General features: G+C 59.3%; 23 protein-coding genes, 4 tRNA genes and 1 pseudogene. 14 read left to right on the forward strand and 14 right to left on the reverse strand.

The window, feature by feature from the left end:
* The first annotated feature begins 59 nt into the window (after positions 1-59).
* On the forward strand, positions 60-1,019 hold the full coding sequence (locus tag ACQK2Q_RS05325; RefSeq protein ID WP_425408711.1) for a 2OG-Fe(II) oxygenase: 960 nt from the start codon (positions 60-62) through the stop codon (positions 1,017-1,019).
* Here ACQK2Q_RS05325 and ACQK2Q_RS05330 read toward each other — a convergent pair whose 3' ends face one another.
* Positions 1,020-1,541: a Rid family hydrolase gene (locus ACQK2Q_RS05330; protein ID WP_425408712.1), complete on the reverse strand. Its 522-nt coding sequence runs from the start codon at positions 1,539-1,541 to the stop codon at positions 1,020-1,022.
* A 152-nt stretch (positions 1,542-1,693) separates the two neighbouring features.
* On the opposite strand from ACQK2Q_RS05330, the gene recJ reads away from it, so the two are divergent.
* The 8 genes from recJ (at position 1,694) to ACQK2Q_RS05370 (ending at position 6,043) form a co-directional block, all read left to right on the forward strand.
* Positions 1,694-3,520, forward strand: a complete 1,827-nt coding sequence (gene recJ, locus ACQK2Q_RS05335; RefSeq protein WP_425408713.1) for a single-stranded-DNA-specific exonuclease RecJ — start codon at positions 1,694-1,696, stop codon at positions 3,518-3,520.
* An 86-nt stretch (positions 3,521-3,606) separates the two neighbouring features.
* Positions 3,607-3,681, forward strand: a tRNA-Glu gene (locus tag ACQK2Q_RS05340).
* A gap of 138 nt (positions 3,682-3,819) precedes the next feature.
* A complete protein-coding gene (locus tag ACQK2Q_RS05345) occupies positions 3,820-4,272 on the forward strand; it encodes a YbjN domain-containing protein (protein WP_425408714.1) in 453 nt (150 codons plus the stop codon).
* A gap of 183 nt (positions 4,273-4,455) precedes the next feature.
* Positions 4,456-5,001: a cold-shock protein gene (locus ACQK2Q_RS05350; RefSeq protein ID WP_425408715.1), complete on the forward strand. Its 546-nt coding sequence runs from the start codon at positions 4,456-4,458 to the stop codon at positions 4,999-5,001.
* 414 nt (positions 5,002-5,415) lie between these two features.
* Positions 5,416-5,492, forward strand: a tRNA-Pro gene (locus ACQK2Q_RS05355).
* Complete coding sequence (locus tag ACQK2Q_RS05360) at positions 5,492-5,845, forward strand: ETC complex I subunit (RefSeq protein WP_425408716.1); 354 nt, start codon at positions 5,492-5,494, stop codon at positions 5,843-5,845. The genes ACQK2Q_RS05355 and ACQK2Q_RS05360 overlap by 1 nt, the downstream gene beginning before the upstream one ends.
* Positions 5,846-5,856: 11 nt before the next feature.
* Positions 5,857-5,933 (forward strand) — tRNA-Arg (locus tag ACQK2Q_RS05365).
* Positions 5,934-5,966: 33 nt separating this feature from the next.
* Positions 5,967-6,043 (forward strand) — tRNA-Arg (locus tag ACQK2Q_RS05370).
* 16 nt (positions 6,044-6,059) lie between these two features.
* On the opposite strand, the gene ACQK2Q_RS05375 is transcribed toward ACQK2Q_RS05370, so the two are convergent.
* The 6 genes from ACQK2Q_RS05375 to mazG form a co-directional block, all read right to left on the reverse strand.
* Entirely contained in the window at positions 6,060-6,377 is a 318-nt protein-coding gene (locus ACQK2Q_RS05375) for a PEGA domain-containing protein (protein WP_425408717.1), read from the reverse strand.
* Positions 6,378-6,402: 25 nt separating this feature from the next.
* Positions 6,403-7,566 carry a cystathionine beta-lyase gene (gene metC / locus ACQK2Q_RS05380; protein ID WP_425408718.1) on the reverse strand — a complete coding sequence of 388 codons (1,164 nt, stop codon included), beginning with the start codon at positions 7,564-7,566 and terminating at the stop codon, positions 6,403-6,405.
* A 31-nt stretch (positions 7,567-7,597) separates the two neighbouring features.
* Positions 7,598-8,179: a GNAT family N-acetyltransferase gene (locus ACQK2Q_RS05385; protein ID WP_425408719.1), complete on the reverse strand. Its 582-nt coding sequence runs from the start codon at positions 8,177-8,179 to the stop codon at positions 7,598-7,600.
* Positions 8,124-8,996: a 3-mercaptopyruvate sulfurtransferase gene (gene sseA / locus ACQK2Q_RS05390; RefSeq protein WP_425408720.1), complete on the reverse strand. Its 873-nt coding sequence runs from the start codon at positions 8,994-8,996 to the stop codon at positions 8,124-8,126. Before sseA ends, ACQK2Q_RS05385 begins: the two co-directional genes overlap by 56 nt.
* A gap of 41 nt (positions 8,997-9,037) precedes the next feature.
* The gene (locus tag ACQK2Q_RS05395) at positions 9,038-10,039 is read right to left on the reverse strand and encodes a cysteine synthase A (RefSeq protein WP_425408721.1); all 1,002 of its coding nucleotides are present in this window, start codon (positions 10,037-10,039) and stop codon (positions 9,038-9,040) included.
* 173 nt (positions 10,040-10,212) lie between these two features.
* Entirely contained in the window at positions 10,213-11,031 is an 819-nt protein-coding gene (gene mazG, locus ACQK2Q_RS05400) for a nucleoside triphosphate pyrophosphohydrolase (protein WP_425408722.1), read from the reverse strand.
* 179 nt (positions 11,032-11,210) lie between these two features.
* Between mazG and ACQK2Q_RS05405 the strand changes: the two genes are divergently transcribed.
* A complete protein-coding gene (locus ACQK2Q_RS05405; RefSeq protein WP_425408723.1) occupies positions 11,211-12,137 on the forward strand; it encodes a branched-chain amino acid transaminase in 927 nt (308 codons plus the stop codon).
* A 9-nt stretch (positions 12,138-12,146) separates the two neighbouring features.
* On the opposite strand, the gene ACQK2Q_RS05410 is transcribed toward ACQK2Q_RS05405, so the two are convergent.
* Positions 12,147-13,706, reverse strand: coding sequence for an alkaline phosphatase (locus ACQK2Q_RS05410; protein WP_425408724.1), 1,560 nt, complete (start codon positions 13,704-13,706; stop codon positions 12,147-12,149).
* A gap of 69 nt (positions 13,707-13,775) precedes the next feature.
* Here ACQK2Q_RS05410 and ACQK2Q_RS05415 point away from each other — a divergent pair, with 69 nt between their 5' ends.
* Entirely contained in the window at positions 13,776-15,980 is a 2,205-nt protein-coding gene (locus ACQK2Q_RS05415) for a penicillin acylase family protein (RefSeq protein WP_425408725.1), read from the forward strand.
* Between the two features lie 199 nt (positions 15,981-16,179).
* On the forward strand, positions 16,180-16,737 hold the full coding sequence (locus tag ACQK2Q_RS05420; protein WP_425408726.1) for a VPLPA-CTERM sorting domain-containing protein: 558 nt from the start codon (positions 16,180-16,182) through the stop codon (positions 16,735-16,737).
* 7 nt (positions 16,738-16,744) lie between these two features.
* Here the strand turns inward: ACQK2Q_RS05420 and ACQK2Q_RS05425 are convergent, their stop codons facing one another.
* The 5 genes and pseudogenes from ACQK2Q_RS05425 to ACQK2Q_RS05445 all read right to left on the reverse strand — a co-directional run bounded on the left by ACQK2Q_RS05425 (position 16,745) and on the right by ACQK2Q_RS05445 (position 20,532).
* Positions 16,745-17,263: a sensor histidine kinase gene (locus ACQK2Q_RS05425; protein WP_425408727.1), complete on the reverse strand. Its 519-nt coding sequence runs from the start codon at positions 17,261-17,263 to the stop codon at positions 16,745-16,747.
* A pseudogene (locus ACQK2Q_RS05430) lies at positions 17,223-17,495 on the reverse strand (histidine kinase); the annotation flags it as partial. The gene ACQK2Q_RS05425 and the pseudogene ACQK2Q_RS05430, both read right to left, overlap by 41 nt.
* Before the next feature lie 118 nt (positions 17,496-17,613).
* Positions 17,614-19,380, reverse strand: a complete 1,767-nt coding sequence (locus tag ACQK2Q_RS05435) for a hypothetical protein (protein ID WP_425408728.1) — start codon at positions 19,378-19,380, stop codon at positions 17,614-17,616.
* Positions 19,381-19,652: 272 nt separating this feature from the next.
* Positions 19,653-20,072, reverse strand: a complete 420-nt coding sequence (locus ACQK2Q_RS05440; protein WP_425408729.1) for a hypothetical protein — start codon at positions 20,070-20,072, stop codon at positions 19,653-19,655.
* Positions 20,065-20,532, reverse strand: coding sequence for a DUF2147 domain-containing protein (locus ACQK2Q_RS05445; RefSeq protein WP_425408730.1), 468 nt, complete (start codon positions 20,530-20,532; stop codon positions 20,065-20,067). Before ACQK2Q_RS05445 ends, ACQK2Q_RS05440 begins: the two co-directional genes overlap by 8 nt.
* A gap of 84 nt (positions 20,533-20,616) precedes the next feature.
* Here ACQK2Q_RS05445 and ACQK2Q_RS05450 point away from each other — a divergent pair, with 84 nt between their 5' ends.
* A complete protein-coding gene (locus ACQK2Q_RS05450; RefSeq protein WP_425408731.1) occupies positions 20,617-21,249 on the forward strand; it encodes a TetR/AcrR family transcriptional regulator in 633 nt (210 codons plus the stop codon).
* Between the two features lie 61 nt (positions 21,250-21,310).
* On the opposite strand, the gene ACQK2Q_RS05455 is transcribed toward ACQK2Q_RS05450, so the two are convergent.
* Positions 21,311-22,237, reverse strand: a complete 927-nt coding sequence (locus ACQK2Q_RS05455) for a haloalkane dehalogenase (RefSeq protein WP_425408732.1) — start codon at positions 22,235-22,237, stop codon at positions 21,311-21,313.
* An 88-nt stretch (positions 22,238-22,325) separates the two neighbouring features.
* Here ACQK2Q_RS05455 and lpdA point away from each other — a divergent pair, with 88 nt between their 5' ends.
* The gene (gene lpdA, locus ACQK2Q_RS05460) at positions 22,326-23,741 is read left to right on the forward strand and encodes a dihydrolipoyl dehydrogenase (protein ID WP_425408733.1); all 1,416 of its coding nucleotides are present in this window, start codon (positions 22,326-22,328) and stop codon (positions 23,739-23,741) included.
* Positions 23,742-23,852 lie beyond the last annotated feature (111 nt).

Here is a 23,852-nt window from a genome sequence, read left to right on the forward strand (position 1 = left end):
CGGGCGGGCGTCTGGCGCGCGCGTGATTATGGTGGGCCTCGTGAGAAAGGAGGCTCCCTATGCCGGCAAGCCTGAAGCTGGTGCACTCTGAAAACGAGCTGGAAGCGCGCCGCTGGAAAGCGGTTGAACGCCGCGATGTCGATAGCAACGGCGAATTCTGGACCTGCGTGAAAACAACGGGCGTTTATTGCCTGCCGTCCTGCGCCGCGCGGCCGCTGCGGAAAAACGTCATTTTTGCCGACACCCGGCGCGCGGCGGAAGACGCCGGTTACCGCCCGTGCAAACGCTGTCGACCGGAGAGGTATGTGCAAGGCGGCCTGGCGGAACGGATTGAACGGATTGACTGGGAACGCGCCGGCGCTGTTTTAAACGCTGAGGGGTGGGCGCCGCTCGGCCGAATGCTGAACGATGAAGAATGCCGCCAGTTGATCGGCTCATATGACGAAGACGAACGCTACCGATCCACGGTGGTCATGCGCCGGCACGGCTTTGGCGAAGGCGAATACCGGTATTTTAATGAGACCGCGCCCCGGATCGTCGCCGAATTACGCGCAAGGTTTTACGAAAAGCTGGCGCCGCTGGCCAATCAATGGGCGGGCAAGCTCGGGCGGGAAACAGGCTTTCCGGTCCGGCACGCCGCCTATCTGAAACATTGCGCAAAAGCCGGACAGGCGCGGCCGACGCCTTTAATCCTCAAATACGGTCCGGGCGATTATAACCGGCTGCATCAGGACCTTTACGGCGATGAAGTGTTTCCGCTGCAAATCGCCCTGTTGCTGTCGGCGCCGGGCAAGGACTTTACCGGGGGCGAGTTCGTCATGACGGAGCAGACGCCGCGCCGGCAATCCAGAGCGATCGTCGCGCCGCTGGAGCAGGGCGATGCGATCGCCTTCGCCGTCAACGAGCGCCCGGCGGAAGGCGCGCGCGGGATTTATCGCGTAAAAATGCGGCACGGCGTTTCGGAAGTGAGAACGGGATCGCGTTACTGTCTGGGCGTCATTTTTCACGACGCGGCCTGATTAATCGGCAAGCGGCGCGTAGGCCACCATCCGCAGTTCAACAACACCGTTATTGGGCAGTAGCTCGGAAACCCCGATCGCGCTCCAGGCGGGATGCGGCGCCGGCATGAATTCCCTTTTTACCTCGGCGAGCGCCTCCATATGCGCGCGCTTGTCGCCTGAAAACATGGGACTGCCCCAGACGTGAAACGAAATGATTTCGACGACGTCTTCGAGCGAGGCGTCAGCAGCGCCGAGCACATCGTCGGCCCGCTTGAAAACCTGACGCAGATTTTCCCTGAAGGCGGCGTCGTCCATCGGCTCCCCGCCCCATGCGCCGGCGACAACCCCGGAAAGGTAAACATAGTCGCCAGCGCGATAGGCGCCGGCATAGCCCCATTTGTCGTTGGCCTCGCGGTGGGCGTCGTTGAGATAGACCGCGCCGCCGCCATAGGGGCCGGGGTCGAACACAGGCTCATCCTGGGCGGCGGCCGGGGCCCCAATGAGCGCCGCGAAAACGAGCGCTGCTAAAAATTTTCGCATCAATTCCTCCAAAAATTCCGCCGGAGAAGACTAAAACAAAAACGCAGAAGCGTCGCCACTGTGCTTTGCGGACGCAAATATTCTGGTACTGAGACCGCGTATTTATCCACAAGGGGCGGCGCGCCGGGCCCGAATCAGCGCCTGTTCAATTCATGAATTATCTCGCCCCTCAAACCGCCGCCGGTCTGGAAGCGCCGGTCATCGCCCTGCCGCCCATGGGAACGCCAGCCTCCGGGCGGCGCTGGCGATTGCGCGAAACCGATGCGCGCGAAGCCATGGCGATGGCGCAGGCGCTGGAACTCGATCCGGTGCTGGCGCGCATACTCGCAGCGCGCGGCGTCACGGCGCAAAATGCGGCGCAGTATCTAAGTCCTTCGCTTCGCGACGAGATGCCGGACCCGTTCGTCTTGACCGATATGGAGCGCGCTACAAACCGGCTCGCCGCCGCCGTCGCCAATGGCGAAACGATCGGCGTTTTTGGCGATTATGATGTGGACGGAACGACGGCGGCGGCGATTTTGAAACTCTATTGCGACTGGATCGGCGCGCCGTCGATCGTTTACCTGCCGGACCGCATCACTGAAGGTTACGGACCCAGCGCCAGCGCTTTCAAAGCGCTCCACGCGCAGGGCGCCGGCGTCATCGTCACCGTCGATTGCGGCGCGAGCGCGCAGGAGCCTATTGAAGAGGCGGCGCGGGACGGCGTCGATATCGTCGTTTTCGATCATCATTTGATGTCCGGTCCGCCGCCTGCGGGCGCGGCGGCGGTGGTCAATCCGAACCGGCCCGACGATCTTTCGGGCCTGACAAATCTTTCTGCGGCGGGCGTTGCTTTTATGGGCGTTGTGGCGCTCAACCGGGCCTTGCGCGAGGCCGGTTTTTTTGCCGACCGGACGGAGCCGAACCTGACGCGGCTTCTCGACCTCACAGCGCTGGGGCTTGTCTGCGACGTGATGGCGATCACCGGGCTGACGCGGGTCTTCGTGGCGCAGGGCCTGAAAATGCTGGGCGGTGAATCTAAAGGAAGCGGCGCCAATCCGGGGTTGATTGCGCTGGGCGCGCGCGCCGGCATGAAAGGCCCGGCGAGCGCATATCATCTGGGTTTTCTTTTAGGACCCCGCATCAACGCCGCCGGACGCATCGGCCATGCGCGCCTTGCATTCGAATTGATGACTACGAACGATCCGGCAAAGCGGCTTGAGCTCGCCGAGCGCCTGCATGTTCTAAATGCGGAACGCCAGGAAATTGAAGCGCAAGTGCAGGAAGCCGCGTTGCGCGACATCGAAACCCATCAGCGCCATTCTGACGATGTGATCGTAACGTCGGGCGAGGGTTGGCACCCCGGCGTTATCGGCATTGTCGCCGGACGGCTGAAGGAAATCTACGACCGGCCGGTTATCGTCATCGGGCTCGACGGCGCCGACGGGAAAGGCTCGGGGCGATCAATCGCCGGGGTCGATCTGGGTGCGGCGATCGTCCATGCGCGCGAAGAAGGCGTTCTCACCGCTGGCGGCGGACACGCCATGGCGGCCGGCCTCAGCATAGAGAAAAGCAAAATCGCCGCTTTGCGAAACATGTTGAACGAGCGCCTCAGCGCCGATATCGCAACAGCCCGGCAAAACCGGACACTGGACATTGATGCGGCTGTTGCGCCCGGGGCTGTTTCCAGATCTTTCGCCGATCTAGTGGCCAAAGCCGGCCCCTACGGTCCCGGCAATCCGGAGCCGGTCTTCGCCTTGCTCAACATGCGCCCGGCGCAATCAAAGATTGTCGGCAAAGGTCATTTATCGGTGACGCTGAAAAGCGATACGGGCGAGCCTGTTCGCGCCATTGCGTTTCGCGCCGGGGGCGAACCGCTTGGCGAGATTTTGACATCAGGCGGCAGGCTCCATGTCGCCGGCAAGATCAGGGCGGATGACTGGCGCGGCGGCGACGCCGGACAGCTGCAGATCTCGGACGCGGCGCCGGCGCAAGGCTGAATTTCCGGCGGTCTGGCCAAAAGAGGGCTTGCATGGGCGCGGCGCGGCGCCTATACAGCGCTTCCGCCGCGCGCGGTAAACCGAGCGGGCCCTTCGTCTATCGGTTAGGACGCCAGGTTTTCAACCTGGAAAGAGGGGTTCGATTCCCCTAGGGCCTGCCAGTTTTCACGCCACACCCGCCGGAAAAGTCGCGCATTTTTGCGAATTCGCCGCCTCACAGGCGCAGTCAATCATTGATTTTGGCCGGTTTTTGCCGTCTATTAACCAACGTTAATAGCGTCAGACCGAAGGGGTGGTCCATGAGGGGTTTCATAGCAGTTTTCGCAGCAGCAGCGATGGTTGTCGCACCGGTCTCGCCGGGCTTTGCCGCGAATATATCCAAAAGCGAAATTGAACAGACGCTCTCGTCTCAGGGCTACCGGGTGGAAAGCTGGGGACCGCGTACGCTTGGCGTAACTGTTGACCGGTTTCAGATCCGTATCGATGTTGCGGGCCCGGACGGCGACGTTTCCTATACGACCCTGCTCGATGAAGTGGACGGAAGCGGCATCAGCCACACCATCCTCAATGAATTCAACAACAATATGAAATTCGGTCGCGTATATATCGACAATAATGGTTTTGTTATATTGCAAATGGATCGCAACAGCGCCGGCGGCGCCTCGATCAAGAATATTGAATCGGACTTCGATGTGTTCCTGCAACTGATCAGTTCGTTCCTCGATCATCTCGAAGCAAAAGCGATTGCATAAAACAGCGGCGGCCTCGGGCCGCCGTAATGTTATCTAATCACCACAACCTCACGATGAAAAATAAACGTGAGCAAACTAAAATAGTGCATTTTGTGCGCGAAGGGATTAGTCTTTTCGCGCGGGACCATTATAGTAAATAAAAAAGTCCAAGGTTTAGGGCGCGACAGGGGTACCAAGATTAATATGGACGAGCGGTTTGACCCATCGCACGAGGGCGACGATATTCCTGATACGGAAGAAGAAACGTTTACCGTCAAGGGTATTGTAAAATGGTTTGATCCCACCAAGGGATACGGCTTTATCATTACTGACGACGCTGAAGGCGATATCCTGATCCATTCGTCTTGCCTCAAGGAAGCCGGCATGGTCACGGCGCGCGAAGGGGCGACTGTGGAGTGTGTCGTGGTCCGGCGGGCCAAGGGATTGCAGGCGGCGAAACTTCTGAATATTGACGAATCGACCGCCGCCGCCCTGACGCCGGCCGCGCCCGTGTTGAACCAGACCCCTGCGGGCGATTTCGTCAAGGCGCATGTAAAATGGTTCAACCGCGCCAAAGGCTATGGTTTCCTGACGCGCGGCGACGATACGGAAGATATTTTCGTGCATATGGAAACCCTCAGAAAATGCGGCGTAGGCGAACTGATGCAGGGGGATCGCGTCCAGGTTTCCTTCGCGTCGGGATCAAAAGGGCTGCTTGCGATTGAAGTGCGCGCTGACCCGGACAATTAAAGACTTGCGCTGATCTCCGCATCTTATCATCTGTTTACTGAATAAAATCGGCTCTTTTCCCGCTTGTTAACGCCCCGCTTGTTAACACATCGTCAGGCGTCGGGAAGGGGGCCTGCGTTGCGCGGCGCACGCCGCGGTCGCGAGCGTTCCGGCGGCCGCCGCGCATGCTAAAAAAACCGCGCGTCTCATTCGCCGCCGCCCTGATTGCGGCGGCGGCCAGGCGGTTGACCCTGCGCGAACTATTTCGTCGAGCCCTCGCTGCGCAATCGTCCAAGCCGAAACCATTGATTCGCGGCTCAGGCGCCTTGCGCGCCCGGGACGCATAAATTTTCAGCCAAACGCCGCTTCCGCCGCCGGGGGTCTTTACATCTCCTGCAAGATGACCGATGTCAGCGCCTTGAAAAACCCTCCTGACGGGGCGTAGCGCAGTCTGGTAGCGCATCTGGTTTGGGACCAGAGGGTCGCAAGTTCGAATCTTGCCGCCCCGACCATGAGGCAAACGAAAGCGAAGACCGAGCGGGGAAACGCGAAAACCATGTTCGCACGCATTTTCAAACCATCGAAAACCGCCATGCAGTCGGGCACGGCCAACACCGCCAGATGGGTGCTGGAAGTCGAGGCCGACACCGCCCGCCGGGTCGATCCGCTGATGGGCTGGACCAGCGGCGACAGCGTGACGTCGGGCCAATTGCAATTGAAGTTTTCCTCGCGCGAGGAGGCGGTCGCCTATGCCGAAAAGCATGGCCTGCCTTTCCGTGTGGACGAGCCGAACCAGTCGACGCCCCAGGCCAAAGCCTATTCTGATAACTTCGCCTATCACCGCCGCAAGCCCTGGACGCATTAGGCGGCTCTTGCGGCCCCGTAGCTCAGCTGGATAGAGCACCGGCCTTCTAAGCCGATGGTCGCAGGTTCGAATCCTGCCGGGGTCGCCATTTCCGCTTCGCCGCGCTATCAAGGCGCCGACCGGCTCCGTAGCTCAATTGGATAGAGCATCGGCCTTCGAAGCCGCAGGTTGTAGGTTCGAGTCCTACCGGGGTCGCCAGTTTTCAGTTCTTCACTCAGTCGAGATCCGGCAACGCCGTCGTATCGACGTCCTCGCTCGCGGCGGCGAGTTCGAGCGGCACGACGATCTGTTTTTTGCCGCCGGGGTTCAGCGTTACATATTGCGTCACGAAGCCGGCTTTCGCGATACGCGCTTTCTTGGGGCCGTCGAGTTTTATCACGCACGGGGTTTCGCACTCGCCCGCGCCCTCGACCGCCACCAGCGCGCCCGGCGGGTCGGTCTGCAAATTCAGCCTGTCGCCGGGGCCGCCGAATTCCAGCGTCTGGCAGCCGCTCAACAGGGCAAGGCTCGCGATACCGGCGATAATGCGCATCTTGTTCTACTCCCGTTACCCGAATTTATTTTAGCGCACTCGCCATGGCGGCGAAAGCGCGGTCAAGATCGGCTTTCAGGTCATCGATATCCTCCAGCCCTGCGTGAAAACGCAACACCGCGCCTTCCTCGGACCAGCTCGTGGCGGTGCGGTATTGTTCAGGCCGCACATGCAGGCACAAGCTCTCAAACCCGCCCCATGAAAAACCGATGCCAAAGAGCTTGAACGCGTTGAAAAACGCTTTCAGCGCCGGCAGCGGCGCCGGTTTCAGGACCGCGCCAAAAAGACCGGACGCGCCGGTGAAATCGCGCTTCCACAAAGCGTGGCCGGGGCAGGTTTTCACCGCCGGATGCAAAATGCGCGCGAGTTCGCTGCGTTTGCCAAGCCATTTCACCAGCTCGTTTGCGTTATCCTGATGACGGTCAAGCCGCGTTGACAGCGTGCGCATGCCGCGCAGTGTCATGAAGGCGTCATCGGCTGAAACATTGGAGCCAAGCTGCAACAGCGCGTAATATATTTTTTGCGCAGTTTGTTCGTCTGCGGATGTAATTGTGCCGATCAGGCAGTCCGCATGTCCGGCGAGATATTTAGTGCCCGCCTGAATACTCACATCGGCGCCGAGTACTATCGGTTTATAAAAATAGCCGGCGCCCCAGGTGTTGTCGACGATGAGTTTAGCGCGCGCCTCCTGCGCGGCTTGCGCAAGCGCCGGTAAATCCTGCACCTCGAATGTGAGCGATCCCGGCGACTCCGCGAAAATGAGTTTTGTGTTGGGCCGCATCAGCGCGGCAATGTCATCCTTGCCCGCCACGGGATCGTAAAATGTCGTCTCGACGCCGAAGCGTTTCAGAAACTTTTCGCAGAATTTGCGCGTCGGGTCATAGGCGGCGTCGGTCATCAGGATATGATCGCCAGCGGCGACGAAAGCGAGGATGGCGGCGTTGCACGCCTGCAGTCCCGATGGCGCCAGACGGGTTTCGTAACCGCCTTCCAGCGCCGTCACCGCATCTTCGAGCGCCCTGTGCGTCGGCGTTCCGAGCCGGCCGTAGGTGATCGCTTTTGCGCCTTCCAGATAGTCGTCATAGCTCGGAAAAAGATAGGTGGAGGCGCGCTCCACCGGCGTGTTGACGGGATGGGCGGGGCGATGATGCGGGCGTCCGGCGGCGACAAGCCTGGTTTTGTCTTTCATGGCCGCCTTGTAGCCCGATTTCGCGTTTACTTTAAGATGACGATACATCTGGCGGCGGCAAAACTTCAACGAAGCCCTGGCGCCGGCCAATCACGGAAAAACCGAGCTTTTGATAGAGCGGCAGCGCCGCGGGATGGTCCAGCGTACAGGTCTCCAACCGCACGCGGGGCGGATTTCGCGACCAGACCAGATCGAGAATATTCGACAGGAAAAACCGTCCGAGACCCTTGCCGGTAAAATCGGGCGCGAGGCCGAAAAATTTCAACTCATGGGTGTCGCGCGCCCGCGCATCGATTTCCGCCATGCCGGCGGGCACACCGTCAATATAGAGAATGTAAAGGTAGACCTCTTCATGCCGGATGATGGCGGCGAGATCTTCATCGGTCAGCTTGCGCCGGCTCACCCAGTTATGCGGCCCGCCAATGAGACCATAAAGGTAACGGTAATAGTGGACGGGCGGGTTTTCAGCGCGCAGCAGGGCGGCCTTGCCCCGTCCGGCGGGCGGCGCCGGGGCGAGGGCGGGACGCGATTGCTGCTCCATATAGGTGATGGTGACTTCAACCTGATCGCCGGTTTTCGCCGTCCGGGATAACGGGGAATAACGCAATGTCATTGTTCTCATCTCCCCATTCAGCCCAGGAACCGTCGTAAACGCCATATTCGCGAATACCGGCGACTTCAAGCGCGAGCGCCAGCAGCGCGGCCGTGACGCCCGATCCGCAACTGGTGATGATGCGCGCATCGGCGTCGACGCCCGCCGAGTTTAAAAGATCGCGTATTTCATCGCCAGACTTAAATTCAGCGCCGTCGCGCAAAACAAGATCGAACGGCAGATTAAGGGCGCCGGGCATGTGGCCGGACCGGAGCCCCGCGCGCGGTTCCGGCGCCTGACCGTTGAACCGTTCAGCGGAACGGGCGTCGAGCACCATAGCGCCGTGATCGATGAGCGCGCGGCGCACAGCCTTGTGTGATGCGCAAAGGGACGGAACCGCGCGGGCTTTATAATGCGCTTTGACGATTTGCCGTTCGCCGGATTCGGTCGGGCGTCCCTCGGCCCGCCATCCGGGCAGGCCGCCATTCAGTACAGCGACGCGCCGGTGGCCCATGGCGCGGAACGTCCACCAGACGCGCGGCGCGGAGAAAACGCCTGAGTCGTCATAGACAACGATTTCATCCTTTTCGGTAAGCCCCAGATCGCCTGCGGCGTTTTCAAACGCGGCCGGCGCGGGCAACATATGCGGCAGATCCGTTGATTGGGCGGCGATGCCGTCAATATCGAAAAACACCGCACCCGGAATATGCGATTTAAGAAACGCATCCCTGGCGTTTCCCTGTCCGGGCATGCGCCATGATGCGTCGATAATTTTCACATTGTCGCGGTGCAGGTTTTCTGCAAGCCATGTCGATATGACGAGGGGTCCGAAAGTCATGCAGTTCGGCTCCATCCGTTATCAGCCGGCCTGTGACTGTGTCAGTCAAGCCAGGGCGGCGTCGGCAGCCCTTTTTCCTTCAGGAACTCAGGATTGTAAAGTTTCGACGCATAGCGGTGGCCATAATCGCAAAGCACCGTCACGATGGTATGGCCGGGGCCGAGGTCTTTTGCGAGACGAACGGCGCCGGCGATGTTGATGCCGGACGAGCCGCCAAGACAAAGACCTTCTTCCTGGACAAGCCTGAACAGCACTTCCGCCATTTGCGTGTCGGTGATGCGATACGCGTCGTCAATCGGCGCGTCTTTCAGATTATCCGTGATGCGCCCCTGACCGATGCCTTCGGTGATGGAGCCGCCTTCGGTTTCAGCCTTGCCGTATTTGATAAGGCTCAGGATTTTCGAACCGCCTGGATCAGCCGCGACGGTCCTGACATTGGCGTTGCGCTCCTTCAGCGCCATGGAAACCCCGGCAAGCGTGCCGCCGGTGCCGACCGCGCAGGTGAAGCCGTCGACTTTGCCGCCGGTCTGCTCCCATATTTCCTGTCCTGTCGTCGTCACATGAATGTCGCGGTTCGCCACATTGTCGAACTGGTTCGCCCAGACGGCGCTTCCGGGATTTTTTTCATTCATCCGTTCGGCGAGACGGCGCGAATAGTGCACATAATTATCCGGATTATCGTAAGGGACGGCGTCAACCTCGATCAGTTCGGCGCCGTGCAGGCGCAGCGCGATTTTCTTCTCTTCGCTTTGCGTGCGCGGAATGACAATCTTTGTTTTATAGCCTAGCGCCGCGCCGACCATGGCGAGACCGATGCCGGTATTGCCCGCCGTGCCTTCAACGATGACGCCGCCGGGCTTTAAAGCGCCGGATTTTTCAGCATCGCGGATAATGCCGAGCGCGGCGCGGTCTTTCACCGACTGGCCCGGATTGAGAAATTCCGCCTTTCCCAGAATTTCGCAGCCGGTCTCTTCCGAGGCGCGTTGCAGCCGGATCAGCGGCGTATTTCCAATAAGGTCGAGCATGGTTTGCGGGGCGGTCATGGGCGGTCAGTCTCCGGGTGGCGTATCGTATCTCTATAACCTGTAACGAGAGACAATGCCTGCGGCTCGCAGCAGTTTGAATCGATGATTTCTAAAGAAGAATGCAGATATTATGGATCTCACAAAATGCGCCGCGGAACCGCTCATCCTTTGAGGTAAAGGGATTATTTGATTCATCTTCCTGCCGTAGATTTATCCACCGCCTTCGCTTCTTTCCATACCGCCTCCATTGCATCCAGCGACGCATCGGCGAGGCTTTCGCCGCGATCGGTGAAAGTTTTTTCGATATGCTGGAAACGCCGGATGAATTTCTCATTGGCGCGGCGCAGCGCGCTTTCGGGATCAACGTCGAGGTGACGCGAAAGATTGGCGAGCGCAAAAAGCAGATCGCCATATTCTTCTTCGATATGGCCGGCGTCCGCGCTCTCCATCGCTTCATGGAGCTCTTGCGTTTCCTCCGCGATTTTCGCCAGCACGTCTTTCGCCTCGCTCCAGTCGAAACCGACGCGGGCGGCTCGCTTTTGCAGCTTGACCGCGCGCGTCAGGCCCGGCAATCCGACAGGAACATCCGCAAGCAGACTTTCTTCTCCTTTTGCGGCGCGTTCTTCGGCTTTTTGCTTTTCCCAGGCGTCAGTTTGTTCGCGCGCCGAACGCATGGTCTCATCGCCGAAGACATGCGGGTGACGGCGGATCATTTTTTCAGTGATCGCCTCTGCGACGTCGCCGAAAGAAAATAATCCCTCTTCCTGCGCCATCTGGGTGTGAAAAACCGTCTGGAACAGGAGATCGCCAAGCTCGTCCTTCAGCGCCGCCATGTCGCTTTTCTCGATGGCGTCGGCGACTTCGTAGGCTTCTTCCACCGTGTAGGGCGCAATCGTCCGGAAATTCTGCTCCAGATCCCAGGGGCAGCCGCCGTCTTTCGCCCTGAGGCGGGCCATCACGTCGAGCAGGGCGTCGATTTTCCGGGCGTTTCGGGAAGGCGCGTCAGCCATGAGCGTTACCATCCTTATGGGCGGTTTCTGTCAATTCGGGCGTGCTTAAAGCGTTATCCCGCTAAAGACTACTGGCGGGCGGCGATTGGCGCATCACGTGTCTTGCATTTGCGGCGGAGGTCGGCCATGCAGCCTTTTCAATAACCCGTTGAGACCTGAGAGAAAAAAGGAATATCGCAATGCCAATTCAGGAAGCCAAGCTGATCTGGCGCAATGGTGAAATGATTCCCTGGGCCGAAGCGACGACGCATGTGCTGACGCACGGCCTGCACTACGGAACCTCCGTTTTCGAAGGCATGCGCGCCTACAACACGAAACATAAAGGCGTGTGCGTTTTCCGGAATCGCGAACATATCGAGCGGCTGCAGTTTTCTGCGCGGGTCTATCGCATCGACATCGAAAAATATTCCACTGAAACGCTGATGCAGGTCTGCAAGGACGTGGTGCGCGAAAACGAGCTGGACTCCGCCTATATCCGTCCCATCGCCTATCTTGGCTATGGCGAAATGGGTCCGGCGTCATTCAACGCACCCTCGGAGCTCGCGGTCGCCGCGTTTCCATGGGGCGCTTATCTCGGCGATGAAGGTCTGAAAAACGGCATCGACGTCGCCTTTTCGAGCTGGCGGCGCGCCGCGCCCGGCACGACCCCGTCGGGCGTGAAAGCCGGCGGCAATTATTTGTCGAGCCGGCTTGTCTCGCAGGAAGCCAAACTGAACGGTTTCGCCGAAGGGCTGGGGCTCGCCCATGACGGCACAGTCAGCGAAGGCGCGGGCGAAAACATCTTTATTGTGCTCAACGGCAAAATCTATACGCCGCCCGCCGCATCCTCTATTTTATCGGGCATCACCCGCGACACAGTGATGGTGCTGGCGCGCAAGGCTGGCTACGAAGTGATCGAGCAATCTGTGCCGCGCGAAATGCTCTACGCCGCCGACGAAGTCTTTCTCACGGGGACTGCGGCGGAAGTCACGCCGGTGCGCTCCATCGATAAAATTCCGGTGGGCAAGGGCAATCGTCCGGCCACGTCGCAAATTCAGGACATGTTTTTCGGCATTTTCTCAGGCGACACAAAAGACGAATGGGGCTGGCTCGATCCGGTGGCGTAACGCCTGGGTTTAATTTTCCAGCCCCAGCGCGTCTACAATCACATGGAAGATATAATTCTGTTCAACCGTGCCGGAGAACAGATAGGCCTGTGGGCCGTCAGCGTAGATCGTCACGTCCTGGCCGCCATGGGTTTCTGAACTGGTCGGCACCAGCGACTGCTGCAAAAAGTCTTTCTGTTTGACGGTGTCGCCGGACAGGGCCGGGCGGCCGTCCGAGAGATCCGCATCGCCTGCAAATACCGCGCCCGGACCATTTGCGTAACCGAGCGTGGTGTACGGTTTTCCGTCGGTTGCGCGCGCAATCCCGTCGCCCACGCGGTCATATTCCGGCGCGGTGCTGGCGAGGCCGAGAATATCATTCCCTTTGAGCGGATACCCGGCGAAGGTCAGCGTATGCCCGTGATCGGCGGTGACAATGATCAGCGTGTCGGCCGGATCGGTTAATTCCCGCGCCGCGGCGACGGCCTGCGCATATTCCTGCGCATCATGCAGGGCGCGCGCGGCATTGCCGTCGTGATGGGCGTGATCGACGCGGCCGGCTTCTATCACCAGCGCATAGCCGTTCGCATTGCGGGAGAGAATTTCAATCGCCTTGCGCGTCATCTCTTCAAGCGAGGGCTCGCCCCCGGCGCTGTCATTGCGGTCCGCCTCATATTGCATGTGAGAGCGCTCAAACAGGCCCAGCACGCGCGGGTCCGTGGACGGATCGATGGCGTCAAACTGCGCCTTGTTCCAGACAAAGGCGTGCGCGGCCGATTTCGCCGTCCATTCAGCGACAAGATCGCGCCCGTCCTCCCGGCCGCCGCGCTGTGACGGATCTTCCGGGTCCGCCTGTTCGCCGGTCATGAAATTGCTGCGCCCGCCGCCCATGGCGAGATCGACGCCGTCGCCATGGTCAAAGTCGATAAGCTGGCTGGCGATGTCGCGGCAGCCTGCGGCTTTGGCCTCGTCCGGCGTTGTTGAGTCGCGCTCCCAGTTGCGCTGGGGCGCATGCGCGTAGGCGGCGGCGGGCGTTGCATGGGTAAGACGCGCCGTCGATACGACCCCGGTGGCGAGACCGGCGTCTTCGGCAAGCTCGATGAATGTGGGCGCGGCGGCGTTGAGGCTTGACGCGCAGTCGCCTCGGATCGCCGCATCGGTGAGGGAAATCACGCCGGCCTTGGTCTTGTAGCCGGTGACCATAGCCGACATGGTGCCGGCGGAATCGGGCGTTTGCGAATCCGTGTTGTAGGTTTTGGACATGGCGAGCGCGGCGAACCGCTCGAAAGACAGAAGGTTCTCCTCGCCGTCTTCGCCGCGGGACTGGCCGTCGTAGATCCGCGTCGCCGCGACAGTCGTCGGGTCCATACCATCGGCGACAAATAAAATGACGTTTCGCGCCGGGCGCTTGTTCGGCCTGGCGGCCTTGCGCTGCGCCAGCGTTTCCTGCGCGCCGTCAAACCAGGGATCGCCGGTTTTTGTGAGAACCGGCTGAACCGGCGCATCAACCCGCGCGCTGTTCTTGCCGGCGCCGCCGGCGCAGGCGGCAAGCGCGGCCATGCTGGCGGCGGCGAGAATTGTTCTGGACATATGCGACCCCTCGGTTAACGACAACGTGTTGTATAGACTGACCACTTTGCTGAAAACCATGACAGTGTCATGTCAGGTTCTGCAATTGACAGGAGAAACAAGAAAATTGGTGAAATCATGGGGATGATTTTCCGCTGGGCGCTCGTGGCGCTGGGCGTAGCCGCCTTTGCGGCGCTGTTTTACTTCAAGACACCTGAACCCGCCCGCTTCGATGCGCGCGCCGCAAAAGCGGCCGCCGCCGCTTATGACGCGCGGATTATCCGCGATGCTTACGGCGTGCCGCATATTTATGGGGCCCGCGATGCGGATGCGGCTTTCGGCCTCGGCTATGCGCATGCCGAAGACGACTGGGAAACGATCGAAGAAGTGCTGTTTTTTGCGCGCGGGACGCTGGCGCAGCGCGCCGGGCGCGACGCCGCGCTCACCGATTATCTCGTGGCGGCCATGGGCGCCATGGACGACATCGAGGCGCGTTATGATGCGGACCTTTCGCCGCAAACGCGCGCGCTGGCGGAAGGATACGCCGCCGGGCTCAATCTGTATTGCGCTGAAAAGAAATCGCGCTGCGCGCCGGGCGCCGCTCCGGTAACCGGCCATGATATTGTCGCCGGCTTCGCCACGCGCACGCCGTTCTTTTACGGCCTCGACGAGCACCTGACGAAACTGTTTGAAGGCGATATGGAAATTGCGGACAAGGCCGCGCGCGCAAAAGAGACGTTTTTGCGAGTTCCGCAGGATTTTGAAACCGGGTCCAACGCCATGGCGGTCGCGCCGTCGCGCGCCGCCGACGGTCATACGCGGCTGATGGTCAATTCCCACCAGCCCTATGAGGGACCGGTCGCGTGGTATGAAGCGCGCGTCAAATCCGAAGAAGGATGGGACATGATCGGCGCGCTCTTTCCCGGCGCGCCATTGATACTCCACGGCGCTGGACCCGATCTCGGCTGGACGTTCACCGTGAACAAGCCCGATCTTGTGGACGTCTATGCGCTGAAGGTCGATAATGAGAAAAAACCGGCGCGCTATGAATTTGCCGGCGGGTGGCGCGATTTCGACGTGAAAGAGGTGAAATTCCGCGTTCACATTTGGGGCCCGTTCAGTCTGCCGGTGACGCGCCGCGCCTTATCTTCCGTACACGGCCCGGTATTCGAGACGGACGAGGGCGTCTTCGCCGTGTCCTATGCAGGGCGGGGCGAGATACGCACCATCGAACAATATTACCGGCTTAACCGCGCGCGCAACTACGCCGAATGGCGCGACGCCATGGAGATGATGGCGATACCGAGCCTCAATGTCGTTTACGCGGACGGCGACGGCGTGATCGCTTATTACTATAACGCAGCCTTGCCGGTACGCGCGGAAAATATCGACTGGTCAAAAGCGCAGGACGGCGGCGACCCGGCGCTGGTCTGGCGGGGCAGGCGCAGTCTGAATGACGTCCCGCAGGTCGTCATGCCGGCGTCCGGCTATGTCGTCAACGCCAACCACACCCCGTTTGAAGCGAGCGGAGCGGACGATAATCCGCGTCCGGAAAACTTCCCGCCGCATTTCGGCGTGGATACGCGCGCCACCAATCGCGGCATTCGCATTCAGGCGCTTTACGGCGGTGATGCGTCCATCACGGGCGAGGAATTCGTCGCTTATAAAATGGACGATGTCTACGCGCCCTCATCGCGGCTGATGGAGCTTGTGAACTCATTGATTGTCACGCTGGACGGAAAGGATGCGTCAATGCAGCCGGCGGTGGATCTTTTGAAAGGCTGGGACGGCGCCGTCACCAGAGACAGCCGCGCCGCGCCGCTCGCCATTCTGACGGCGCAGCGGGCGAGGGGTTTTCTTATCAATGACGAAAATCCCGAAACGCCCGATTACGTCGAAGCGCTGACGGCTGTCAAAGGCGAACTGGAAGACGCCTATGGCCGGATCGATCCTGAATGGGGCGAGGTGGTCAGGCTGCAGCGCGGCGATGTTTCACTGCCCCTTGATGGCGGACCTGACACGCTGCGCGCCGTTTACGGCGCGCGCGCAAGCGACGACTATCCGCTGGCGGCGGCGGGCGGCGACACCTATATTCTTTATGCGGACTGGTCTGGCCCGCGCGATGTGGCGATCAAAACCATCCACCAGTATGGCGCAGCGACCCTTGATCGCGCATCGCCCCACTACGCCGACCAGGCGCCGCTATTCGCAGCCGAGGAATGGAAAACGCCGCCCATGGAACTCGACGCATTGCTGGAAGAGGCGACGGCGGATTACCGGGTGGGAGAAAATTGAGGCTAAGTTCAAATCAGCGAACCCCTGCTGCTTCATGCGGGACGCCGCCGGAATTTTCCAGCATTTCGCCTTACGGTTGCATTTTCATGCTGATAACCGCTTTCTAAATTGTCTGAGATCATGCACGGTATCAACATCCTTGTTGCCGAACCGGCATTTATTTTGCAGTGTTAAATTCTAATCAAGGGGGAAGTTCACGATGGGTATCAGAGTTTGGATTTTGGCGGCGTTGGCGAGCTTGGCGGCGACGTCGGCGGGTGCAGTGACGCTTCAGGCGACATTTGGCGGTTCGGTGTCGGACGGCGTCGAAACATTGACGATTTCGGGCGGATTTCTTTATGAAGATTCCGACCCGACGCTGCCGACAGCGATCGCATGGGACGATCCAAGAATTTCAAATTTCGTTTTGAGCCTCACCGGAGGCCCGAGCGCATTCACTTTTGACAGCGGCTCAATCACCAATACAGGTCTTGACCCGGCGCCCTTCAATCTTCAGACGGCGACGATCAATGCGCAAACCTGTTTGCTGGCGAGCGTCCCCGGCTGCAACCCGAACGCTTCGGGTCACGTTATAACATTCATAAATGGAAGCGCTCTCTACAATGCCCTTGGCGGCAACAACATGTCGGGGCCTTTTTCATTTAGCGTCGAAGAGGTCGCCGCCGTTCCGCTGCCGGCCGGACTACCTCTTTTCCTCACAGGTCTTGGGGCGATTGGAGCGTTCAGGCTTCGCGGGAACAAGACGCGTTGCGGTTAGGCGTAACCTAACCATTCCCCTCCGCTGGAAAGCGTAATCGCCATTTGACGCCGTCACGCACAAAGTCCAGCGACGCCTCGCCGTTCAGCGCGGCGGGACAGGCGTCGCGAATAAGCAACAGGCCCAGGCCTGGCCGTTCCGGCGCAATTACAGGCGGGCCCCCGGTTTCGCGCCAGTCCAGCGCAATTTCGCCGTCATTCTGTGACACGGTGACATCCACTTTCCCTTCGTCTACGGACAAAGCGCCGTATTTGAGGGAATTGGTGGCGAGTTCGAACAGCGCCATCGCGATATTATTTGCGGCGTGTGCGGAAACATGCACAGTTTCACTGGTTATATTTATGGCGCCGGAGTCTTCGCCGCTGAATTCCCTGAGCACTTTGCGCACGAGAAGTCCAAGATCAGTTGAGTCCCATTGAGAAAGAGCAAGTTGTTCCTGTGTCTGGGCAAGGTTGCCGAGGCGCTCTTCAAACCGTTGTGGCGAGCGTGTCCTCAACCAGAAGGAAATCTTCCTGCAGGATTGCATGAGCGCAGATCGACGTTTCGAGCGGCGTTTCGTTTACGCCAAGACCAGTCTCAGCCTTGAACCACTGTCGCTCGGTATCAATAAGATTAACGACAGAGATCGGCGCTTCGCACATTTCAGCGGTAAGCGCGACAATTTCGTCGAAGGCGGCTTCGCGCGGCGTATCGAGGACCTCATAGCTGCGAAGTTCAGCGATTCGCTCTTTTTCGCTTGAATGTTTCGCGGCCTCCATGGATTCCCCTTGTTTTCGATAAGAATATAAAGGGTTTATGTATGCTGGTGCTGAAAAGCGCAAACTCTAGAATGTATACCGCTTGAATAGGTCCGGAATCGACGCCACAGGCGCCGGTTCAGTCTGTTTTCGCCCATTCTTTCAGACGTTCAGCGATTTCTTTCTGGACAATATAAGGGTCGGTGTCATGACCTCGCTGCTCATATACGGTGACGGTATATTCCGGAGGATGAAGACCGTTATCCCGCAGCCGTTGTTTCAATATCTGCGGATTGGCCACGGGGACCGCATGATCTTCCGCGCCATACCATGAATGCGTCTGCGGCAAGGTCTCCAGCCAGTATAATGGAGAAGAGGCGATTAACCGGCGGCGGACTTGCCCGAGCGTTTCACCGTCGTCAACAACGCGATCAATGAAATGGTCAAAATCCTGGCCGCCTTCTTCGGTTGGCGCGGGAATCTCGCCCTCGCGCATGACATCCGCCAGCACTTCCCACGTCGTCCAGCCAAGATGCGGGTCCATCGCGGATAAATGGTCCACCGGCCCCACGACGTTGAGAGCCAGATCAATCCTTTTATCGCGGGCGCCAGCCAATAAAGCGACTGAGCCGCCGCGGCTGTAACCGACAATTGCGATTTTGTCCGGATCGGCTTCAGGGGTTACGGAAAGAGCGGCGTTCAGAAAGGCGATGGCGTCATCGGCGGCGCCGTCCCAGGCGTCTGACGGATCGCCTTCAGAAACATAGTCAACATCGTTTATCGTAAGCGTGTTGCCGCGATAATCCGGAACCAGAAATATAAAATTCGATTGTTCCGGTCCCAGTGATCTCAGCGTTGTTGTTCCGGTTGATACATCGCGCGGCGAATAGGTCGGATTGACGCCGCGTGCGTCGATAATAACCGGCGCCGGACCTGGGCCGGCGTTTTTGGGAACGAAGACTGCGCCGAAATGTTTTGATCCGTGTACATTATGGGAAATCACGCGCACGTCAAAAGTCGCATGCGAGAGCGTTAGCTCATGAGTCGAGACGAGCGTCACCTCTTTCGCCTGTAAGTCCCGGTTTGAAACAGCCGCCTTGGTCTCTTGAATGTCTTCCCGTGTCGGCGGCGCAAAGGCGTCGCGCAATAAAAACGGGATGTGTTTTCGATATCCCTCGCCGGCCTGCGGTTCGTCGAAAGTCAGACGGCGGACGGCTTCAAGAGCGACCCTGTTTTCCGGATCCAGCGTCAGCGCTTCACGAGAAACGCGAAGGGCGTCTTCGCGCCTGTTGATTGCGACAAGACTATAGCCATAGAGCGCTTTCAGTTGCGCATGATCTGGATACGCTTCGGAAACGGCATTCAGAAAAATTGCCGAATCTTCGTGCCGGGCGGGGTGGCGAAGAAGCAGCAGCAATGCGTATTCCGCAAGATCATCCGCGCTGAGCGATTGATCTGCAATGGCGGCGCGCGCCGCTTTATGGGGCTCGCGATTGAGAAACAGCAAGGCCGGCGGCGTTTCACCGGCGCCGAGTCGTTCAAAATCTTTCCCGTCGCTGCGCTGTTCCATATTGGCGAGCGTAAATCCGGCGACACGATTTTCCTGATTGCGCGTGAATGTAATCGTCCGGTCCGGCGCCGGGCTTGGCAACATCATGGCGAATGTGTCGTCTGCGCTGCGTTCAAAATAGGGTTTCGATGTCCAGAACGGGGGAACGGCGGCGAGCATATCGTCCACCGCGCTGATTTCTGCGACGGCGAGCGGACCGCTCGCATAAATACCCGCATATTCGGCGAAAACCGGCGGCGTCTCGACGGCTTCGTCTGTAGACGCGCAAGCGAGCGTCGTAATCAAGAACGCAATAGAAATAACAATACGCATGGCGGCCCCGTTCGCTGACAGCATATCTCCTAGCGCCATTTAGCTCATATGTCGCGCGGTGAAAAAAGGGCGTGCGACGAGCGGCGCTTCAAACTGGACGAATGGAACGGGCGCGGGACTTCAACGCGGTTCAAACCGGTCCAGCGTCAGGATATTGCTGCGGTACAGCGCGAAAAGCTCCCTAGATGGCCTTCTGGCGAATAGACAGTTTCCAATTTTTCCAATGCCGCTTTCGCGGCCGGCTCGCCCTATTCCTACACGAAACGGCCGGCGAGCCAGCATTTGTAATTGTGATTTCAGATAATTTTATGGCCGCGTCGTTTCAGCATTACGAAATAGGCGATAAAAAGAACAATAAATACAATATCGCCGACTATCACCACGACGGCGAAATCGGAAGTCCACCCATTAAGGTGCATCACAAGCAGGTTCAGCGCGAAAAGAGCCTTTCCGGTCCCGCCCATGAGGACGATGCCCGTATGACGCACCGGATTTGCAGCCACGATTAAAAACCCGAACCCATAAAGGAAGGCTGTGCCCCAGGCCCCGCGATAAACCGCGACCATGACAGGGTCAGTCAGTTCACGGCCGAATTCGCGTTCAAACATGCCCGCCGTGTCCAGCAAGCCCGGAAAGGCGCCGGCGAAATTCCAGATCGCGGAAATGACAAAAAGCACGCGCAACAGCGTCAGCGTGCGAGCGTCCACGTTATTCATGTGCATCGCCTTTCACAATCGCGGTTTCGTACCGGTTTATCCGCGTCCAGATCTGCTGACGGCAGAGCGGCCCGATGCAACCCTGAACGCGCAGCCGGTCGGGGGAAATCAATTCCAGAGAAGAGCGAAAAGTCTGCCCGGTCTCAGGATTATAGAGCCGTCCTTTTCGCCAGCCTTCCTCTTCACGCAGATAACCCCAAAGAATGGGCAATCCATCGAGCGGCCGGTCTCTGAGAGCCGGGTTTTTATTATTGATATCGCGGGTGTGTCCGCCGCTTACATCATCATCAACTGACTGCAGAAAACCGCACGGTGAAGCATCGCCGCAATCGATGATTTTCACCTCGGCGCCATGGCGCACAGTGCGCCAGGAACCGCTGATTTCGGAGAGGTCGCCGGCTTGGGCCGCGTCTATGAAACCTGACAGACCGGCGAGCGCCAATCCTGCAATTCGGAACATTTCCATATCTCCATTAATTAAATATAACGCGTTATAGAAAAATATGGACTTGGTCAAGCGCCAATGTCAGCATAGGAGTCGCCCATGTCCCCGGCGAAATCATCCAAAGCCGCCTCAAGAGGCCGGCCGGCTCTTTCCGAAGAAGAAATGGCGCACACGCGCCGGCGCATCACCGCGTGCGCCCTTCGGCTTTTTCAGGAGGAAGGCTATGACGCGGTTTCGATGCGCCGTCTGGCCAGCGAAGCGGGATGCACGGTGATGACGCTTTACCGGTATTACGAACGCAAGATCGATTTATTGCGCGAACTCTGGGCGGTCGTCTTCACCGAACTGTTCGACGCGCTTGATGGGGTCGCTGCAAAACATGACGACGCCGTTGAACGGCTGAATGCAGTTGCGCTCGGCTATGTCAATTTCTGGCTTAACCGGCGCGAACATTATTTCCTCGTCTTCATGTCCAGCGGCGTCTCGCAACCGGATGTAAGCATCTTCGTTGAAAGCGAAGGCGCCGTTTTGCAGCGGTTCGGACTGATCTATGACAGTCTTGCCGGCGCGCTCGGATCTGCGGCGGATGAATCGGAAATCATGTTAAAAACTCAATTGCTCTTATGTGCGCTGAACGGCATCGCTCATAATCTGATTACGATCAGCGCTTATCCATGGGCGAAACCGGACGCGCTTGTGGGCGCGGCCGTATCGGGCGCCCTGAATTCGTGAACAAATGCGCCGTCTGGCGCAGCGCCCCAGACGCGTTGCTGAAGAGCGCAGGCAGGGTGTTTTACGCCAGTCCGAATTTTTCCAACGCCGCTTTCGCGATCGGTTCGCCCCATTCCTGTACGAAGTGGCCGGCCTCGGCGACTTCCATGGGTTTCGGACAGTTCCTGATGAACTTGCGCAGCCCGTACATGGCCGGGGGCCCGAGCACAGGATCCTGCATGCCGATCGCCATGAAGGTCTCTCCGTTCCAGTCTTCGGACCAGAATTTGCGCGCCTTCAGCGAGGTTTCAACGCCCTGGCTGGAGGCCGGCGTCAAATCATCCGCGCCTTTTTCCTTCAGCATGACAAGCTCGGGAAAACGCCTGACGCCGCCCTTGTAGGACTGGTCCGGATACGGCGCATTATAGGCGGCGACGTCTTCATCGGTAAGAATTGGCGTTGCGCGCTTCATCAGCCCGCCAACGTCAAGATCGGGCTGGGAGCGGTTGAAGGCGCGCCAGGCGGCGAAGCCTTCGGGCGCTTCCTCTCCGCCGGGCAGGCCGGTGTTCATGATGATCGCCCGCGTATAGCGCGCCGGCGCCGCCATGGGCAGCGTCAGGCCCAGAACGCCGCCCCAGTCCTGCACCACGAGGCAAACGTCGCGCAAATTCATGTATTCGACAAAGGCGAGAAGCGAGTCCCGGTGAAAGTGATACGTATACGTTTCGTCGGCGACCGGCTTGTCCGACCGCCCGAAGCCGAACATGTCGACCGCGACGAAGCGATGCCCGGCCTGCGTGAACACCGGCGCCATCTTGCGGAAGAGATAAGCCCAGCTCGGCTCGCCGTGAATGCATAAAAACGTCGGGCCCTCGCGCTGGCCCTCATCGACATAATGCATGCGAAGCCCCTCATAGCCGGGCAGATCGTCGATATATTTCGGCGTGAAGGGCCAGCCGGAAAGGTTCGCGAAACGGTCGTCGGGCGTGCGCAGGGCCTTGATGGTCATGTTTTTTCCTCGCCGGTTGTTTTCTTCTCATCGCTCGCCGCTATAGTCGCGCGCGAACCAACGAACAGCAAGGATGAGGCGCAGCAGCATGACGGAATTAAATTGTGATCTCGCAGTGATCGGATCGGGCCCCGGCGGCTATGTGGCGGCAATCCGCGCAAGCCAGCTCGGGATGAAGACCGTCATCATCGAGCGCGACGCGCTGGGCGGGGTCTGCCTCAACTGGGGCTGCATCCCCACCAAGGCGCTCCTCAGAACCGCGGAGGTCTACCACCAGATGCGCCACGCCGACGCCTACGGCCTGAAAGCGGAGGGCGTCAGTTTCGATATCGACGCCGTCGTCAAACGCTCGCGCGGGGTCTCGGCGCAGATGGAAAAGGGCGTCGGCTTCCTCATGAAGAAGAACAAGATCGAGGTGGTGAAGGGCGCCGCCACGCTGGCGAAAGGAAAGGACGCGCCGCTGGTCAAGGTCAAGACAGAAAAGGGCGAGACCACGGTCAAGGCCAAACACGTCATCCTCGCCACCGGCGCGCGCGCGCGCACCATCCCGCAGGCCGGGCTGGAGCCCGACGGTAAATTCATCTGGACGGCGAAGGAAGCCATGATCCCCGACATCATGCCGGAAAAGCTGCTGGTCATCGGCTCTGGCGCCATCGGCATCGAGTTTGCGAGTTTCTACAACGCCCTCGGCGCGGAGACGACCGTGGTTGAAATGGTCGACCGCATTTTGCCGGCCGAAGATGCGGAGATTTCGAAATTCGCCGAAAAACAGTTCAAAAAACAGGGCATGAAAATCCTCACCTCGGCGACGGTGGACAAGCTGGAAAAAGGCGGCGAGACCGTCACCGCGACCATCAAGACCAAGGACGGCAAGACGCAAACCGTTGAGGCGGACCGCGTGGTCCTCGCCATCGGCATTACGGGGAACACGGAAGATCTGGGGCTGGAGGCGCTGGGCGTCAAGATCGACCGCGGTCATGTGCAGGTGAACGAATGGCTGGAGACGGGCGTCAAAGGGCTCTACGCCATCGGCGACGTGGTCGGCGCGCCCTGGCTCGCGCACAAGGCGAGCCATGAGGGCGTCATCTGCGTTGAAAAGATCGCCGGGCAAAAGGGCGTTCACCCCATGCAGACGGCGAATATTCCGGGCTGCACCTATTCCCACCCGCAGGTGGCGAGCGTAGGGCTCACCGAAGCAAAGGCGAAGGAGGCGGGGCGCAAGATCAAGGTCGGGCGCTTCCCGTTTGTGGGCAACGGCAAGGCCATCGCGCTCGGCGAGCCGGAAGGCATGGTGAAAACCATCTTCGATGAAAAAACCGGCGAGCTTTTAGGCGCGCATATGATCGGCGCGGAAGTCACCGAGCTTATTCAGGGCTTCGGCCTCGCGCGCTCCATGGAAGCGGTGGAGGAAGACCTCATGCACGCGATCTTCCCGCACCCGACGCTAAGCGAGATGATGCACGAGAGCGTGCTGGATGCGTATGGTAGAGTGATGCATGTTTGATTTGTGCCAAACCCATGTTGGCACTAAATTACAGTTCTCTGCGAAAACTTGAGCCGCGACAAACCTATAACATAACTGCAATTTAACACGCAAAATATTAGATTGACGCTC

It is taken from the genome of Hyphococcus sp., from assembly GCF_965228385.1.
In the GTDB taxonomy this organism is placed as follows: domain Bacteria; phylum Pseudomonadota; class Alphaproteobacteria; order Caulobacterales; family Parvularculaceae; genus Hyphococcus.